A 17,780-nucleotide genomic window follows, 5' to 3' on the forward strand; every position below is an offset into this window, starting at 1 on the left:
CTCTCATTTATTCTTCTTTCGATACTTTATCATCCACTTTATCCGAGCTTTCTCCAGCCGTTCCCTTTTTCGGCTTCTTCAGCCGCCCGCTCTTCCGCAGCGCCTCGTTGATAATCCACTGCAGCTGGCCGTTGGTACTGCGAAATTCGTCTGCCGCCCACTTCTCGATGGCATCCATCGTAGCAGCGTCCACACGCAGCACAAAGCTCTTGGTTGTATTTTCTTTCTTGCTTGCCATTTCTATTTCATCCAACCGTTCATTCTATCTTACATCCTTTCTCCGGATAAATCCGGCAATGTCATCTGCCACGTAAGCTGGTACCGGACGTGCCTCGTTATACTCAAACGGGGTCGACTTTCCTTTCCCTTCCTGCAGCACATGGTTCAGTTCGGGATACGACTTCAGCTGGGCCTGCCGGTTCGATATCAGCCCCATCAGCCACAGGCCGTAGTCCTGCATCGTCACCTGATAGTCACGCTCGCCCTGAAGCACCAGTACGGGACAGGTCAGGGCCGATACTTCCTTCACAGCGTCGTACGTCCGTAAGAATTCCCAGTACTCTTTCGGAAGCCCCAACGGCAATGGAATACTGTCACTGAAGGCATCCGTCCCCAGTCGCTTTACGTTCTCCACCTGCCGCTTCAGCTCGTCCAGCTGCGCACGCGTCGCTTCGTTCACCGTCCCCGACAGGGTAGCAATATACTCCGACTGCTCCAACAACGCATCCTCGAAGCGTCGTGCCAGTCCGGCCACAATGACGATACCCGCCACCGGCTCTGCCCGCCGGGCTATGCGCGGCGCCATCATGCCTCCCTGGCTGTGCCCCAGCACAAAGATGCTGTCCGCTGCCACCTCGGGCAATGCCGCCGCCAGTTTCACTGCCGCCACCGCATCGTCACAGGTTTCCACGTCCATATCCAGTTTTTTCCCTTTCGGCACCACATCGGCTCCATATACCTTCGTACGCTTGTCGTAACGGATCACGCCGATGCCCCGCCGTGCCAGCAGCCACGCCAGGTCGCGGAAAGGTTTGTTGGGTCCGATGGTCTCGTCGCGGTCGTTCGGTCCCGACCCGTGCACCAGCACCACACAAGGCACCTTCCTGCCCGCTTCCACCCGTGGCAGGGTCAGCGTACCCGGCAGGCGATAACCGTCGGTCTCCACCACTATGTCCCGCTCTTCCATCACCGTCTGGTCGAATGCCACCGCCGGCGTACCTACCGGTACCGGAGCTGGTACCACCCGGATGGTGTTCATCCGTCCGTCGGCATCGAACGATAGCAACAGGCGCAGCGTATAGCGTTCAAACATCAGGTCGCGATGCCACAGCTTCACGCCCTGTGCTTCATCCTCGCCCCACGCCCCGGCCGACTTCAGCTTTCCAAACTGTGCCTCCAGCTGCTTCCAGGTGTCATTAAACAAGGCTGGCGACAGCTGACGTCGTCCTTCATCGTTCAGCACCGCATAAATGCTGTCACCTCGACCGGCCATCAGGTGTTCATAGATGCGCTCCGCACGGTTCCGTTCCCCGTCCTGCGCATATCCTGCCCATGCAGTGCAGACCATCAGCCATAACAAAAGTATTTTTTTCATCATATTTTATATATAAGGAGTTAAGAAGTTAAGAAGTTAAAGCCAATACATAGAGTACGCTAAACACTAAACGCTAAACCCTGAATCCTAACCCCTAAACTTTTATTCACCACAGATTACGCAGATTTACACAGATTAAAAACACATATTTCGGTTTTATCTAAACTTGTAAGAATTAAAGGAGTTAAAAGAAGTATCGGCCACCGAAGCGGGTTAAGAAGTTAAAGCCGATAGTTCAAGTATATAGTCGTTATAAAAAGTATTGGCTTAACTTCTTAACTCCTTAAATTCTTAACTACAATCCGTCAATAAACTCCCCCTCTCCTTGGGAGAGGGGCCGGGGGTGAGGCCAGTCTTTAATGATTCAACGTCCCCGTATTCACCACCGGCTGAGCAGCCTCGTCGGCACAGAGCACCACAAGCAGGTTGCTCACCATCGCTGCCTTCTTCTCCTCGTCCAGTTCCACAATCTCGTCCTTCGACAGCTTGTCCAGCGCCATGTGCACCATCGACACGGCACCTTCCACAATCTTCTCACGGGCACTGATGATAGCCGATGCCTGCTGACGACGCAACATCACAGCCGCAATCTCGGGCGCATAAGCCAGGTAGTTGATCCTTGCCTCCAGCACCTCGATACCCGCCATGTCCAGACGCTCGTTCAATTTCTGTTCCAGCTGCTCGTTGATTTCCTCGCCACCCGAGCGGAGGGTCATCTCACCGCCTGTACTTTCATTGTCATCGTAAGCATACTGTCCGGCCACCTGACGCAAGGCTGCATCACTCTGTATCTTCACGAAGTTCTCGAATGCATTCATCCGGCTCGCCACGGTACTGCCCGCGCTCACCGTCTTTCCGTCACCCGACGTTGCTCCTTCGCTCGCCATGGTCTGTGCGTCAATCTCGAACATCGCCTTGTACGTATCCTTCAGTCGCCACACCAGCACCAACCCGATCAGGATAGGATTACCGATTTTATCATTCACCTTGATAGGCTCCACGTCCAGGTTCCGGGCACGCATCGACAGTTTCTTTGCCTCCATGAACGGATTGACCCAGAAAAATCCCGTTTCGCGGAACGTTCCTTTATACTTTCCGAAGAACACCATTGCCCGCGCCTCGTTCGGCTCCAGCATCATGTACCCGCAGTTCAGGATAATCCACAGCACTGCCAGCACTGCTCCCAGCACATAGAACAGCAGACCGCCCGTCACAAAGCACCATGCCGTAAGTCCTGCCCACACAAACAAAAAGAGGAAAAGGGCCAGAAACCCATTCATCTTGAAACCTGTAAAATTCACTTCTTTCGTTTCCATACTATTTCAGTTTTAGATATAAGTTTCACAAAAATCATAATATCATTTTGATATCACAAAGATATAGTTCCGAAACGAGAAAAACAAGCAAAAAAAAGATTTTTTTAGTAGGGAGGGGAGGAAAATCAATGAAAAATTAAAAGTTGAGGGGTGAGCGGTGGGGGTTGAGGGGGATTCTTTAGACGCGAATAACACGGAGGACGCAGATTCTATTTTCAGTCTGTGATAATCTGCGTCCTCCGTGCCTAAAATTCCTCAACCATAATGGGCTTTTTTATAAACCAATCAACCCCTCCCACGCGCGAACGCAGGAGGGGATTTTTTGCCCGCTACCGGGGCGTTTGTTCCAAGGCTGCACGAAGCGCGTTCGCAAGCTGTTCGGAGGCCGCCCGAAACAACAACTGATAATCAATAAGTTATACTCATACCGTAAAACTTCCGATTCGCATTAGATTGGGCTTATGATTTAATGGAAATCATTCCATCCGCTCAGTTTCCCCAACATGCGATTGCCTAATTTTTTGACTTGCTTATTCGGGCTTCCCGTGAAAACAGTCCGCTCTTTCCGCACATCATCTGCAAGTCTGACAATATACTCTTTCCCGGGCTTAGTCAAGAAGCAAATAACATTGTCATCACTCTTCCTATACTTCATCTTCGCACCGTTATCCACCTGAATGACCTCAATCTTGGCCTCATCGCCCCAGGGGTTCTGCAAGAAACACCTGTTTCCTTTCAGACTTTTGATGCCTATCTGCCCTACACGTGCCTGTTCGTTTCTTTCGGCCGACACAATAAATGCCCCACGTGCCAACAGCGTAAAAGCAAGCCTGGTGGAATTCCAGGCAGAAGGAACTGCCGGAAAGACCCTGATCTTGCCCTCGTTGCTTTGCAGCATCATTTCATTCATCGTGGTGGCATAATTGCTCATGGCCTCCATGCCGCATTGGAAGAAATCGTGCGAACGGATTACATATTTCCCTCCCAGAAGGTCGTGCTTTGATGCCAGGTCATATATATTGTCGGGATAGCCCGTTACATTGTGCATCAGGCCTTGAGGATACATTTGATGAATCTTCACACCATTCATCACATATTCCAACGCCTCATCGCCCAGACCCATGCGTGCCGCAACTTCCGGAATAGGATAGTGAGCATTGGCATCTTTCTTCCATCTGGCCAGATTAATCACCGCCTTGCCGATTCGCGTGTCTTTGTCGTCAATGCCTATCAAGCCCGCGGGGAAAGCCACTAAGCCGCCATTCGCCCATATCCAGGGTGTATAGCGTGCTTCCGAATAATATTCTTCCGCAGGAGACAGCACCTCCCCTGCCCCTTCCAATTGTTCGTACCCCCGTTTCCAAAGATGGTTCAACACATAGTTCCATCGCTTTACCAAGTCTTTATCGGCCTTCAATATCGTGGCCGCCTTTATGCAATTACCAAAAAGCTGCTCTATGCAATTGCGGTCGCTCATGGAGTTCTTCACATATTCAATCGCTTCAGACTCGTAAAGGGAAGAGAGAAAGTAATACTCCTTCTTCCGCTCATCCCACTGGAGTTTGTCCAAATAAAAGTTGGCTGCCTTCTTCATAAAGGGATAAGCCTTCTCCCTCAAGAAATCCTCGTCATCGGTAAACTCGTAATAGTCCCAGAACAAGGATGCTATTTGCGAGGCCGGAGTAAAGTTGTTCTTCATGCTTTCCCAATCCGTGCTCAGTTGCTCGCCGGTAAAGCAATGCGCCTCGGTTATCTGCAAGGCATCATTGGACGCACCTTTTTCTTTAGCCAAGGCCTGGGCAGCAGGAATCATCTTGAAATATGTATCCAGATACGGAACCATCAACTGGCAGTCGTTCTGCGCACACAATCCCCAATATTGCTGCTGGGTATTCCAATGATGCGGGGTAATCCAGTTCATCACGTCCCTGTTCCAACGCCACAATCCGCCATTGAAGGTCACAGGAAACTCACCCTGAGAACCCGCAGCCATGAGGTAGCGGCGCAGATAATAGATATTCTCAAGATAGTCATCGCCCAGCTTCATGAAGCTATTCGACCAGAAAGCACTATACCACTCGTCTTTCTCTTTCTTGAGCTGCTCCAGCCCTGTGCTCTCGGCCTCGTCCAACAGTTTCACGGCTTGCTCCACCACCGGATTAGCACTCTCACGGTCAGTAGCCACACTCAGCAAAACCGAAAAGCACTCCTTATCGGTTTTCTGCTCTACCGTATGGGTATTCAGCAATGCCGGCGCCATGTCTCCCTGCACGATTCTACAAGCCACGGCAAAATGCAGGCCATTGCCTTTTTCCTCAATCACCATGTCGTTGCCTCTTTTGCCAGCTTCGGTCTCGCCTATGCCAACCGCAGGATCTTTAGGGAATCCTCCCGAATACCACCTGGCAAAAGCACGGCTACCAAGCCTTTCAAGCGTGATGGTAGCAACCGAGTTTCCCTCTGTTCCTGCAGCATCGGGCAGGTTTTCGCACTCAATGACCCATACGTTTTTGCCATGGGCCAGCCACGTCTTGATGCAAGTTCTGGAGAAAGGAGTATCGGCACGATAGCCCGCTTCCCCATTCTTCAACGACAGCCTGCCCTCAAAATCTTTCAAGTGAATCCAGCTGAACACAGGCAGGCCAAAATCAATCTTCAGACGGGCCGCATGTTTCAGAACCGAAGCATTTTCCTCTTCGGGCATCAACGAAGTCCATAAGTCGTTCTTATTGACTTGCAGCTCTATGCCATTCTCATGGTTCCATATCATGCCTCCCATGTCCCCATTCCCCATAGGAAAACCTTCCGCCTCCAGCTGGGTGGGCGACAGATACACGATATCATGCTTCGACAGGTAATTATCTTCCACGACAAACGGGGAAGAAGCCATATTCAGGTGGCTATAGCTCCTGTTTTCTTGGGCTGCTAAAGAGAAACATAAAAAAATACCCAAGAAAAGAAATACATTCTTCATCTGTTTGTGCCTCTCTTATTTATGATACTTATACTCCACATAATCATACAGTCCATAATTCTCCTGCTGCGGAATCTGATCCCCCAAGAATACAAGGTTCTCGACGCTACAGTAAATATGGAATGATATCTCATTGCCGAACTGAAGCTGCACTTCATGCCGCTTCTCCTGGTCAATGAACCATGTAGCATAATATTTGCCATCGACCAGCTTAAGATCTATCTCGAACAGATGCCATCCCGGCTTAATTTTGACAGGCACCGACGTGAACGGAAAATCCTGGCTCGTCATATATGCCAGCATATCATCGTCTTCCGCCCCGACCTCTTTCCTTGCCTTGGAGGTACCGTATCCTACCTCAAAATCAAGCTCATGATGGTCGTCACAATATATCCAGGAGCCCACACTTGCCTGGTCACCTTTCCCCATCCGGGGTATATACGTCTTCCATGTATATCTGCCAGAAGTGTATATCTTATCAACCGTGCGGACTTTCTTCCTGTCCCTTGATTCTGCTCTTGTAAATATCTTCAATATGCCATCCTTAATTTCACATTGGTTGGCCGGGTTGTCATCTTGGTGCCCGTATCTCCACCCTTCCAAATCATCAAAATTCCATCTATGGTTATTTGCCTCCTGCGCTTGTCCCAACTGAACAGACAACAAAAGCAGGAACAGCCCTATTGCTCTTTTCATATCCAACTTGATTAATTGATAAAAATAATGGTGCGTCATAATGGGTAATCTGACGCACCTTAATAGATGTGTAGCAAAATCTGCATTTTGGTACACCCCTACTTAATAGCGACTCTACCGTTATTTCTCCATCCAGTCACGCGTCACTTTCCACGTATCGGGCGATACGCTGCTGAAATGCCAGAAACCGACTTTAGGCAGCTGCAACTCGTCAGCCAGCTGAAGCAGGCACTCGGTGCTGCGGGCATCGGCCGCATAGAACAGATGGCGGCATCCGTCCTCGTGGTCGTAAAGGTACATGTTCACCTTCTCATAGCACAGCCAGGTAGGAGCAGGAAGTTCCCCAACAGCTTTATCGGGCTTCGGGGCATAAATCTGCGTACCGGCAATGTCGCCTGTGAGTTTATAATCGTTGCCATAGGCGGGAAGTGCCATTACCAGTTTGTCAGCGCTGATACGCTCTTTCCAATAAAGCATGCATTCGCGCGTCCAGAGGTAATTGGATGTGGGTCCCACGCCCTGGCAGTCATCACGGTGAGCCAGCTCTTTCACGCCTATGCAGGGAGCACAATACATATCGTAGCACATGACGCGCACAAGGTCGCAGGTGTTCTCCAATACAGCCGGGTCATAAAATATCTGCGTGTTTTCATCGGCATAAAGAGCCGGGTAAAAGCCCACGCAATGGCTCATCTTCTTGCCTGCGGCATGCAATGCGGCAGATGCCTTTTGCAGGAAATCCGAGTAAGTGGCACGGACAGAAGGCGAAAGATGCTCGAAGTCGAGGTCTATTCCGTCATACCCATTGGCTTGGCAGTCATTTACGTAACTTTCCACCAAAGAGGCAATCTTTTCGGGAGTATTGATTGACTCTTCATTACCGCCTACGGCACGATACACTTCAATGCCAGCCGCATGACATTTATCGATATACTCACGCGGGGGATTGCCAAAAACACTAACGGAGGCAATCATGTCTTTCACTGGTTCAAGATCTGCAAACGAACTTTCCTCTCCGTATACGACCCAAGGGTGTAGCTGTTTGCTTGGGGTTGGCACAGTCTCGGTTTGCTTCACACTGCAAGCGGCCAAGCCAAATGCGGCCAATACCACACACACGAATTTCTTCATACAAATCATCTTCTTCATTATTCTTTTTTGTAGAGGTAGATTCCGCCACACCCCATCCTACGACAGGAAACAGGCGGATAAAAAGTGCAGCAGAATCTACATAAGTGTTAAATTAATAATATCAATAAGGAGTATAGTTAAACCAGTTGTACTTGCCGGTATAAGTGTTGGTGCAGTTGCTATCGCCCTGCCAAGCAGCACCATCAACAAAGTTACGGAATTCCAGCCCGAATGTAAAGTCTTCGGAAGTATATGTCGTTTGCTTGCGTGTTATCTCACGACCGTCCACATACCATATAGGCAGGTATCCGTCTTCGTTAAGCTGCAAGTCCAACTCGAACGTATGTACGCCCGGGTCAATGGCCAAGAAGAAAGGATCCATCTGCTCGGTATAGCAACGTATGAGCATCTGGCCCGGAATGGCACCGGCAGCATCGCGCCAAGCCTGCGCACCCGGACAAACGTAGATCGAGAAGGTGCGCTCCTCCGTATTGGTGGCATAGATGTTGACTCCGTTCAGCCACTTTTCGCCGGCTGGCACTTCAGGCACATCCAGCTCAAAAGCGTACTTGGCAGCACCGGCAACTATATCGGTAGTCACCACCTGTCCGTTAGAAACGTTCAGGGCACCATCGCTGATTACAGCATCGCCTAACGTCCAACCGGCCGGAGCCTCATCGAATTCGAAAGCAACCGTATTGTCTTCCCCGCTCCCGGATTCACCATATTTCTTATACTCAATATAGTTGTACTTGGTTTCATAGTCACGCGAGCACTCTGTACTACCTTGCCAGCCACCTCCATTTGACATGGTGCTGAATTGCAAGTTGAACTTGTTTTCAGCCGAGGTGTACCAAGTCTGGAATGTCGTCACATCCACGCCATCCACTATCCAGGTACAATAATATTGGTCGTCGGCATTCAGGCGCAAATCAAGCGTAAAGGTATGCTTGCCCGGATCAATAGGATAATTGAACACTCCCAAAGCTTCGGTATAGCAACGTACCAACATCTGACCCGGCAGTGCACCTACCGCATCACGGTCTGCCTGGCTTCCGGCCCATACGAACATGGAGAAGGAACGCTCCACACCGGGAACATTGTTTACAGAAATATTAGGCCCTGCCACGTACTTCTCGCCAACACTTACTTGAGGAACATCAATTTCGAAAGTCACCTTTCCGGCTCCCATATCCTCGTTAATCAAAGTATGGCAATTAGGCATAGGAAGCGTCAGCCATCCATCGGTAACAGTTGCGGTGCCAGGAGATACCCACTCTGCAGGAACCATATTGTCATCAAAGTCCCATCTTACAGTCTCTCCGTCAGGCTCGGGTTCGTCGGTATCGCCACCAATAGGATCTTTCGAATACTCATAAGGAATGTACTCGAACCAGTCAAAGATAGCATAATTCTCTTGCGTGGCAGCATGGTCGCCCATACCCATCAGGTTCTCCACACTAAAGATTGGACGGAAAGCAATTTCTTCTCCGAAATCCATAACCTGCGAAGTGATAGGTTCATCATTAACCAGCCACTCGGCCACATATTTACCTTCGTCATTCAACTTCATGTCTATGGCAATGGTATGCCATGCATCTGCTTTGATGACGGTGGTCACTCCCACAAACGGGTTGGCCTGGCTGGAGATAAGGCAAAGCAGCTCATCATCAGCAGCACCATACGTAGCACGATTTTCGGCAGTTCCGGAAGAAATCTCAAAGTCAAGCTCGTGCCGGTCGTCATTATAAATGAATCCTGCCACACTGGTACGATCGTTCATGCCCAGCTTGGGAATATACACACGCCACTCGTAACGCCCAGAGTAATACATTTTATTGGTGTTCACCTTGAAGCGGTCACCATTGGTACCCATATGTTCTTCTCCCGGACGGGTATATATACGAATACCCTTACCGTCTTCACAGCCTTCATGATCCACCAACGTAATAGGATTGGGAGCATCGTTCAAGCCGGTGAAGAACAGGCCGTCAAAGCTGTCAAGATTATACTTATCCCCTTCCATTTGAGCCTTTTGTTTGACGGTAATATCCAGCAATTCTGCTTGCACGGCAGACACCGTCACTATGGCACTACGTGCAGGCCCCGTATTCTTGTCTGCATGGAAAGTAAGGGTGGCATTGCCAGTACCCTCCATCGGAGTCACAGTAAGCCATTGCTCCGTGCCTTGGGTAATCGTCACTTTCCATGACGCATCGGTTTCCACTTGGATGGTCTGATCCTGATCTGTTGACGGGGCTGCCTCAAAAGAAATGACATTGCCCGACAGGTTCATATCGACCACATCCATTTTCTCTCTCATGAAGTCACTACATGCCGTGAGCACAGACATGCAAACAGCAGCAATAGCTATACAGAAATATTTCAGCTTCATATTATTTGCTCCTTAGAATTAGTTTTTTAAGTTAGGATTGTTCGCCGCATCGCGTGCCGGATAGGGGAAGTACATCTTGCTGTCATCCCACACACCTGTAACGGGTATGGCCTCTTTGACAAACACACCGGGAGCGACCTCTATCTCAGGATTCTCCTTGCGATATTCAAAGTGATCTTTCAAGCGGTTCATGCGGAACATGTCGCGCGCACGAGTAGCAATATTTGCCCAATAATAACCGCCAATCTCCCAGCCATGCTCGTTATAAGCAGCTTCGGCCAATTCCTCATCACTCATCGAAGCACTATAAATATTGCTCTCTGCACCATCGGCACGATTACGCACCTCATTAAGCAGACGTATAGCTTCAGTCTTATCGGCTCCACCCAATTTAGCACGTCCTACAGCCTCAGCATACCAGCAATATACCTCCGAAAGACGGATTACCTGATGTTGTTTCTGACCCTCAAAGCTCAGAGCTGCAGGATTGGTATAGTCAAATTCTGCACCATTCAATCCTTCCACTTTCTTCATAAAGCACGGAGCCAGAGATACGCGAGGAGATGCCGGGTCGGGATCTTCCCACCAGTCGCGCAGCGTACCTTCTTTCGCTTCGCTTTGCAAAATAATTTTCGGGAAGTAACTTGCTTCCTTGCGGGGACCGTCCGGGAAATCTTTCCAGAATTTTATCTCACCATGCGTGTCTTCCCAACCGCCGCCATAAGCCATATCTTGCATAAAGTCGCACACCACGGCGTTGGTCAACGCACCCGAAGAAAGATTATAGTGTATTCCTAAAAGCACTTCGGGATTGTTTTCGTTCCATTTCATCGAATAAACATCCTTGTACTCATCCAGCAAGCGGTAGTTCCACGTACCGTCTTCCACACCGTCAATCACTTCTTTTGCTTTCTGGGCAGCAAGTTTGTAATATTCTACACCCAGATTCAAAGGCCATCCCGCCATAGTCATATAGACATAGCTCAAAGTAGCTTTAGCAGCCGCGTTATTCACCGCTATGTTCACACCATTACGCGCATAAGGTTCATTGGTATAATTATCCGGCAGCATGGTTTCTGCTTTTTTCAAATCATCCACAATAAGGGCATAGATGTCTTCCACCTCAGCCAAGGGCATATTATACTCCACCTCATCTTTCACTACCATTGGCACACGTCCCCAAGTAGTGACCAGATAGTAGTATGAATAAGCGCGCCAATAATAAGCTTGCCCTAACGTAGCATCCACATACTCTTTTTCTACGGGAGTACGTCCAGCATTCTCAATGATGAAGTTGGCTGCCTTCACCACTTCCCAACGCCGTGTCCACAACTCATCCACCCAAGTATTGTTATCAGACACATCATAAGTATCCACTTCACGGATAGGCTGTTTGTTGCTGGCAGGGTGGGTACTCATGTCATCGCCTCGTACCGCATCAAAGCCTATGGCATTGTTGGCATACATGGCATTAGCCAAAACGCCGTACAGGGCATTAAGGCTCTTATCCAAGTCGCCTTTAGTCTGAAAGAAATTTGTTACCGCCATTTGTCCTTTGGGGTCTTCGGTCAGAAAATCCTGGCAACCAGTCATTGTAAATGGCAAGAGCACCATGCCGGCTGCCGTCAATAATTGATATATCTTTTTCATATTGAGAGTTTTTTTATGTTACTTAGAAATTAAGTTTCACACCGAATGTAAAGGTACGGGGAACCGGATAAGCACCCATATCCACACCATTGAGTCCGTAAGGGCCTGCATTGATTACTTCCGGATCCATACCGGTATAATGGGTCAGAGTAAAGACATTCTGGGCACTTACCGAGAGCTGCAAGTCTGCTATGCGCGCCCACTTACGCGGGATTGTATAAGCCACAGTGATATTTTTCAGCTTAATGTAAGAAGCATCTTCCAGATAGAAATCTGAATCGGGATAATCCTTGTTATTGCTGTTACTATGGGTTGAGTAAAGGGCATCGGCCTTGTTCTCCACCATGTCCCAGCTCTTGTAGTAAGCATCGGCCAAGGTGATGAATTTATATTTACCCACCATGGAAGACATGGCAAAGCGGCTCATATTAAGACGGTCGGCTCCCAAAGCTGCGTTGAAGAAACAGTTGAATGTCCAATTCTTCCAAGTCACAGTATTGTTCCAGCCAAATGTCCAGCTCGGTTCAGCCTGACCCTTCACCACCAAATCGTCACTTGTAGGAGTGGAGGTATAACTACCATCTGCCTGATGCTTGTAAAGGTTCAGACCATCTTTGCTGAAGTTCTGCCATTCATACACATAGAACGAACCGATGGGATAGCCAACCTTCTTAATCTCGATAGGGCCGGCGCCAAATCCTGTAAGATTCTCTCCCACAATAAAGTCGTCACCACCTAAGTCTATCACCTCGTTGTGCAGCCAAGAAGCATTGAACGAAGTATCCCAACGCAAGTCCTTAGTAGCTACCGGGGTGGCTGCTATATTGAATTCCACACCATGGTTACGAATCTCGCCGTGGTTCACCCAGAAGCTGCCACCGCCGTTATAAGCCGGAATGGGTTTCCGCAGCAACAAGTCCTTGGTATCCTTGCGGAACCATTCGGCGGTAAAGCTCAAGCGTCCGTCCAGTACCGAAGCATCCACACCTACATTATACTGATAAGTGCTCTCCCAAGTGACATCGGGAGTGGCGGGCAAGCCGCTCCAATAGCCGTTCCATATTTGTCCGCTTCCCCACGAGTCGTAATTCTTTTCGGCGAGCATTCCCAAAGTAGAGTAAGAGGAAATACCGGAATTACCCGACACGCCGAAGCTGGCACGCAGTTTCAATTGATCAAATATATTTTGATTCTGCATGAAATTTTCCTCTGCTATATTCCAAGCCAACGCGGCAGACGGGAAATAGCCCCACTTATTGCCCTCGCTGAATTTCGAAGAACCATCGGCACGCAGAGTAACGGTAGCCATGTAACGGCTCTTATAGCTATACATCACACGACCTAAAGCCGACACCATGGATGAAGCGGAATATCCGTTGTTTGCCGTAATATTTGCGGCATTGTTCACATTCCAATATCCTACAAACTCGTTGTTCAACTCTGAACCTGCTATTGAAATGTTCTTACCCTCGTAGCCGCTCAATTCAAATACTGCCGTAGCAGTAAGATGGTGGTCTTTATTAAACGTCTTGTCGTAAGTAACGTTCTCAATGTTTTGCCACGTCACCCCATGAACACCGCTATTCGTCATTCCGCTCAACTCACCGGGAGCTGTCAATGAAGAAGTGAAGGTATAGCTGGGCGAATGGCTATAATTAAGGTAGCCTTGTGCAGAAAACGTCAAACCGTCAATAATCTTGTAGGTAAGGTTTACATTTCCATCAAAATTATAGTTGTAGCTATCCTCATAGTTTTCCACACGCCGACCGTAAGGGTTAGCGTCAACGGCATTGTACGGGTCTTTATTATATATTCCCGTTTCCGGATCGCGCATCTCCATGGTAGGCGAGTAGTTCAGGAAAGTCATCATGTCGATATCGCCATTATGACGATGCGAATAGCTCATGCTGAGTTTCGTCGACATAGTAAGACGGTCTGTAAGCTCGTTGTCCAGGTTGACACGCATCTGTGCCCGCTGGTTCTTGGTAGTAATGGTGATGGCTGTCTGATCGAGGAAGTTGGCAGATATGTAATACCGGTTCTTCTTATTACCGCCCGAAACACTGACTCTGTAATCCTGGCTCACCCCGGTCTGCAACATTATATCCTGCCAATCAATACCTTTCTGTCCTGTGCGGTATGCCTCCATATCTTCAGCCGATATAGTAGCACCTCCTCTATAATAGTTCAGGGCCTGTGCATATTCGTAAGGCGAAAGCAAGTCATACTTCTTGATGATATTCGAGATACCGACATTAGCCTCAACCGAAATGCTGGGTTTGCCTTCTGCTCCTTTTTTAGTCGTGATAAGGATAACGCCATTGGCACCGCGCGAACCGTAAATGGCCGTAGCAGATGCGTCCTTCAACACCTCGATGGAAGCAATGTCGTCGGGGTTCATGTCAAGCCCGCCGCCCACTACACCATCTGTCACATACAACGGCTCACACCCGGTATTAATAGAGGTAGTACCACGCACACGAATTTTCACACCGCCACCGGGCATACCATCGGTATTGGTGACCTGCACACCTGTGGCACGGCCTTGAAGAATATCGCTCACACGCTTCACCGGCTGTTCCTTGTACTGTTTAGTCGAGATAGACGAAACGGACCCCGTAAGGTCTGACTTCTTCACCGCACCATAACCGATTACCACCACCTCGTCCAGCTGGGTCAGGTCTTCTTTAAGAAGAATCTGCAAATTGGTCTCCTTCCCCAACTGCACCTCTTGCGTCTCATAACCAATATAAGAGATGTGTAACATGGCCCCCTCGGCAGCATGAATGACAAATCTCCCATCCACATCGGTAATTGTACCGGTTTCTGTTCCTTCTTGAGTGATATTCACCCCAATCAAAGGTTCGCTGCTCGCAGCATCGACTACGACACCGCTATAGTTTTGCGTAACTTGTGCCCATGTGGAAGATACGGATACAAGCATACACAAAAACAAGCATCTTGCAACTTTTCTTATACTACTCATATTAAAATAGGATTAAGTAATAAATAACTGTTAATATAGGTTTATTTCTCTGACCACCAAAATTAAATAAACAGCTTTTTATCCTGCTCAACAAATAGTTATAAAGTATCAAATTTAGATTTGGATAAGTCAACAAATAATCTTAAGACATCAATAAATGTTCATTTTGGCTATTTTTATCCAAATAATCTCTATATTTGAGACCGGATTAATCATTTATATCATGAGACACATCATAGTTGCCATACTTTTTGCGTTTACTCTGTGTCTGCCCTTACATGCCATCCAGGAGACACTTTCTTTCATCCCCTTCTCGCTTAACGAGGGACTGACACATACCAGAGTGCAATGCATCTTCTGCGATCATGCAGGAATCGTATGGATTGGGACGAAGAACGGACTCAACAGCTGGGACCAATCTGAACTGAAAAACTATCTTCACAATCCCTCCGACCCGAAATCGCTGCCCGACAACTACATTAAATTCATCACCGAAGGGGCCGACCAAAAACTATACCTATCCACCAACCATGGGGTCGGAACGTTTGACCCGGCGCTTAAACAGTTCAGCCCACTTCTGTATGAAGGAAAGCCATTCGAAGCATGGAGTTGCCTGCATACCGACAGTGTCCTGCTGTTAGGTGGCCGCAACACGATTTACAGCTATCATTACCAGAGCCGGTCACTCGCCCCGTTGATAAATGAAGTAAAAGGAGACCTAAACAAATGCATCACGCACATTGCCCTTTGGGATGACCAAACCTACATCGCCTCCTGCAAACACGACGGCATCTGGATATACGACCTGAAGCGGCAAACCATGTCGCGCTGCCCGTTTGTGCAGAAGCACAATGTCAACAGCATTTTTGTCGATAGCCAAAAGCGCCTGTACGTATCGGTCTATGGCAATGGAGTTTTCAGATACCGGCACGACGGGACTCCCGACGGGCACTTCTCCGTGCAAAACGGCAAGCTTACACACAACGTGGTTTCTGACTTTGTAGAAAAGGACAGCATCATCTGGATGGGCACAGACGGAGGGGGAATCAATCTGCTGGACTTGCATACCGATGAGGTAAAATGTATAAAGCACATTCCGAGCGACCCTCTTTCCCTGCCGAACAACTCCATCTTTTGCCTTTACAAGGATAGGAAAGGAAACATCTGGGGAGGGAGCGTGCATGCCGGATTGTTCGCCATCATCAAGAATCACATCAAGACGTACAAAGACACACCGCCAAACGTTCCATACGGCCTGAGCGAGCCGACAATCACCGCATTGCACGAGGAGGCAGACACCTTACTGTGGATTGGCACGGACGGAGGTGGCCTCAATGCCTACGACCAGCACACCACACTGTTCCGGCATTTTCCCTCCACAAGCGGCAAGAAAGTGGTGTCCATCGTCTCATTCTCACCCGACAAGCTGCTCATATCATGCTTCAACGATGGGTTTTATCTTTTCGACAAGCGCACGGCCCAGATTACTCCCTACCCACTTATAGACAGCCATACAGCCCGGGAAGAGTTTGCCAAAGGCGACTTGGTAAACCTGTATGCCACCCCCGACGAAATCTACATCTTCGGCTACCACATTTATATATACAACCGGCATACGCATGAAACCTACCGGCTTTCCACCCCGCCCAACGTGGAAAACTACCAGCTCATGAACGCGCAACCTGTGCATGAGGACGACCGCTACATCTACATCATGAGCTATAAAGAACTGCTGCAAATTGAGAAGGCCTCGAAAAGCATCACCCTGCTCTTCAGCGTTTCAGACAACGAGTCGCTCACCTCGGCCTGCATTGACAGCCAAGGCAACTTCTGGATAGGCAGCGATTACGCTTTGTACTACTATGACACGGCAAGCAAGCTGTCTAAAAAGGTGCAAAACATACTGTTCCAGAACATCCAGAGCCTGACATCAGACTCCAAGGAGCGTATCTGGATAGGAGCCAACAACATGCTGCTGGTCTATTTCATCCACGAGAAGCGGACCATGATATTGGACGAGACGGACGGCGTGAAGCCCAACGAGTACATTTTCACCCCCATGCCGAGGTCGCTCAGCCAGAATATCTACATGGGCGGGACACAAGGGCTAACGGTCATCAACCAGAACATCGAAATAGTGGATGACTATGCCCCCGCCGTAAACCTGCTCAGCATCAACCTGGACGGCAAGGACATCACCCGCGACGTATTGCCGCACCGGAAGCTGGTAGTGCCGTACCAACACTCGTCCATCAACTTCAAAGTGATTGTTGACGAAAGTGTGCCCTTCTGCAAGCACCTCTTCAACTACATCCTTGAGGGAGACGAACCGAGGAAAATCCAAAGCGCCTCGCGAAGCGTAGAACTGGGCCACTTGAATCCCGGCAACTATACCCTGCTGGCCAATTGCAACACCAACAACAATTGGAGCAAGCCCATGGAGCTGCTCCACATCCACGTCCAGGCCCCCATCTGGCAAAGACCCTGGTTCATTGGCCTTTGTCTGCTCATATTCATTATGCTCTTCACCGGCGGAATATGGCTGCTGCAAAAGCGCATGGCGCACAAGTACAAACTGCTGATCGCCAAGAACGAGCGCGAGCAGGAAGAAAGGCTGCGCTTCATCGCCCGCCTGAACGAAGTGATTGACAACAACATCGACAACCCCAACCTCGACAACCACTTTTTGCAGAACGAAATGGCCATGGGGCGCACATCGCTCTACAACAAGCTGAAGCAGGCCACCGGCATGGGAACGAGCGAATACATCAACCACCGCAAGATAGAAAAAGCGAAAAAGCTGCTGACGAACACCAACCTCAGCATCTCCGAAATATCCGACTGCCTGGGCTTCACCTATCAACGCTATTTCAGCACCATCTTTAAGAAAACGACAGGGCTGTCCCCCTCGCAATTCCGCCATCAAAGCAGTTTGAAGTAAAACCTGTATTATTATATCAATATGAAAAATATTTTATTCTATTTCTTTTGGCACTAAATAAAAGAAATGTTCAGCGGAACCAATCCAGCCATATTAC

At 48.9% G+C, this 17,780-nt stretch carries 10 protein-coding genes; 1 reads left to right on the forward strand and 9 read right to left on the reverse strand.

The features are described 5' to 3' along the window. Window positions 1-7: 7 nt before the first annotated feature. The 9 genes from BQ5591_RS17655 to BQ5591_RS17695 all read right to left on the reverse strand — a co-directional run bounded on the left by BQ5591_RS17655 (window position 8) and on the right by BQ5591_RS17695 (window position 14,742). Entirely contained in the window at window positions 8-238 is a 231-nt protein-coding gene (locus tag BQ5591_RS17655; RefSeq protein ID WP_071150808.1) for a type II toxin-antitoxin system antitoxin, read from the reverse strand. Window positions 239-262: 24 nt separating this feature from the next. Further along, on the reverse strand, window positions 263-1,597 hold the full coding sequence (locus BQ5591_RS17660; protein ID WP_113740899.1) for an alpha/beta hydrolase: 1,335 nt from the start codon (window positions 1,595-1,597) through the stop codon (window positions 263-265). A gap of 353 nt (window positions 1,598-1,950) precedes the next feature. Then, window positions 1,951-2,910 carry an SPFH domain-containing protein gene (locus BQ5591_RS17665; RefSeq protein ID WP_071150337.1) on the reverse strand — a complete coding sequence of 320 codons (960 nt, stop codon included), beginning with the start codon at window positions 2,908-2,910 and terminating at the stop codon, window positions 1,951-1,953. Between the two features lie 466 nt (window positions 2,911-3,376). Further along, on the reverse strand, window positions 3,377-5,884 hold the full coding sequence (locus tag BQ5591_RS17670; protein WP_071150338.1) for a glycosyl hydrolase family 95 catalytic domain-containing protein: 2,508 nt from the start codon (window positions 5,882-5,884) through the stop codon (window positions 3,377-3,379). 15 nt (window positions 5,885-5,899) lie between these two features. Beyond that, entirely contained in the window at window positions 5,900-6,580 is a 681-nt protein-coding gene (locus BQ5591_RS17675) for a hypothetical protein (RefSeq protein WP_148330942.1), read from the reverse strand. 120 nt (window positions 6,581-6,700) lie between these two features. After that, window positions 6,701-7,672, reverse strand: coding sequence for a glycosyl hydrolase family 18 protein (locus BQ5591_RS17680; protein WP_394331823.1), 972 nt, complete (start codon window positions 7,670-7,672; stop codon window positions 6,701-6,703). 160 nt (window positions 7,673-7,832) lie between these two features. Then, window positions 7,833-10,106, reverse strand: coding sequence for a BACON domain-containing protein (locus BQ5591_RS17685; protein WP_071150340.1), 2,274 nt, complete (start codon window positions 10,104-10,106; stop codon window positions 7,833-7,835). A gap of 18 nt (window positions 10,107-10,124) precedes the next feature. After that, on the reverse strand, window positions 10,125-11,756 hold the full coding sequence (locus tag BQ5591_RS17690; RefSeq protein ID WP_071150341.1) for a RagB/SusD family nutrient uptake outer membrane protein: 1,632 nt from the start codon (window positions 11,754-11,756) through the stop codon (window positions 10,125-10,127). Between the two features lie 22 nt (window positions 11,757-11,778). Continuing rightward, window positions 11,779-14,742 carry a SusC/RagA family TonB-linked outer membrane protein gene (locus BQ5591_RS17695; protein ID WP_071150342.1) on the reverse strand — a complete coding sequence of 988 codons (2,964 nt, stop codon included), beginning with the start codon at window positions 14,740-14,742 and terminating at the stop codon, window positions 11,779-11,781. 223 nt (window positions 14,743-14,965) lie between these two features. Here BQ5591_RS17695 and BQ5591_RS17700 point away from each other — a divergent pair, with 223 nt between their 5' ends. Beyond that, window positions 14,966-17,683: a two-component regulator propeller domain-containing protein gene (locus tag BQ5591_RS17700; protein ID WP_159434510.1), complete on the forward strand. Its 2,718-nt coding sequence runs from the start codon at window positions 14,966-14,968 to the stop codon at window positions 17,681-17,683. Window positions 17,684-17,780 lie beyond the last annotated feature (97 nt).

It is taken from the genome of Bacteroides ndongoniae (assembly GCF_900108345.1).
In the GTDB taxonomy this organism is placed as follows: domain Bacteria; phylum Bacteroidota; class Bacteroidia; order Bacteroidales; family Bacteroidaceae; genus Bacteroides; species Bacteroides ndongoniae.

Coding starts and splice junctions, on each gene's coding strand:
- BQ5591_RS17655 (WP_071150808.1), bottom strand. CDS start 238: ATGGCAAGCAAGAAAGAAAATACAACCAAGAGCTTTGTGCTGCGTGTG.
- BQ5591_RS17660 (WP_113740899.1), bottom strand. CDS start 1,597: ATGATGAAAAAAATACTTTTGTTATGGCTGATGGTCTGCACTGCATGG.
- BQ5591_RS17665 (WP_071150337.1), bottom strand. CDS start 2,910: ATGGAAACGAAAGAAGTGAATTTTACAGGTTTCAAGATGAATGGGTTT.
- BQ5591_RS17670 (WP_071150338.1), bottom strand. CDS start 5,884: ATGAAGAATGTATTTCTTTTCTTGGGTATTTTTTTATGTTTCTCTTTA.
- BQ5591_RS17675 (WP_148330942.1), bottom strand. CDS start 6,580: ATGAAAAGAGCAATAGGGCTGTTCCTGCTTTTGTTGTCTGTTCAGTTG.
- BQ5591_RS17685 (WP_071150340.1), bottom strand. CDS start 10,106: ATGAAGCTGAAATATTTCTGTATAGCTATTGCTGCTGTTTGCATGTCT.
- BQ5591_RS17690 (WP_071150341.1), bottom strand. CDS start 11,756: ATGAAAAAGATATATCAATTATTGACGGCAGCCGGCATGGTGCTCTTG.
- BQ5591_RS17695 (WP_071150342.1), bottom strand. CDS start 14,742: ATGAGTAGTATAAGAAAAGTTGCAAGATGCTTGTTTTTGTGTATGCTT.
- BQ5591_RS17700 (WP_159434510.1), top strand. CDS start 14,966: ATGAGACACATCATAGTTGCCATACTTTTTGCGTTTACTCTGTGTCTG.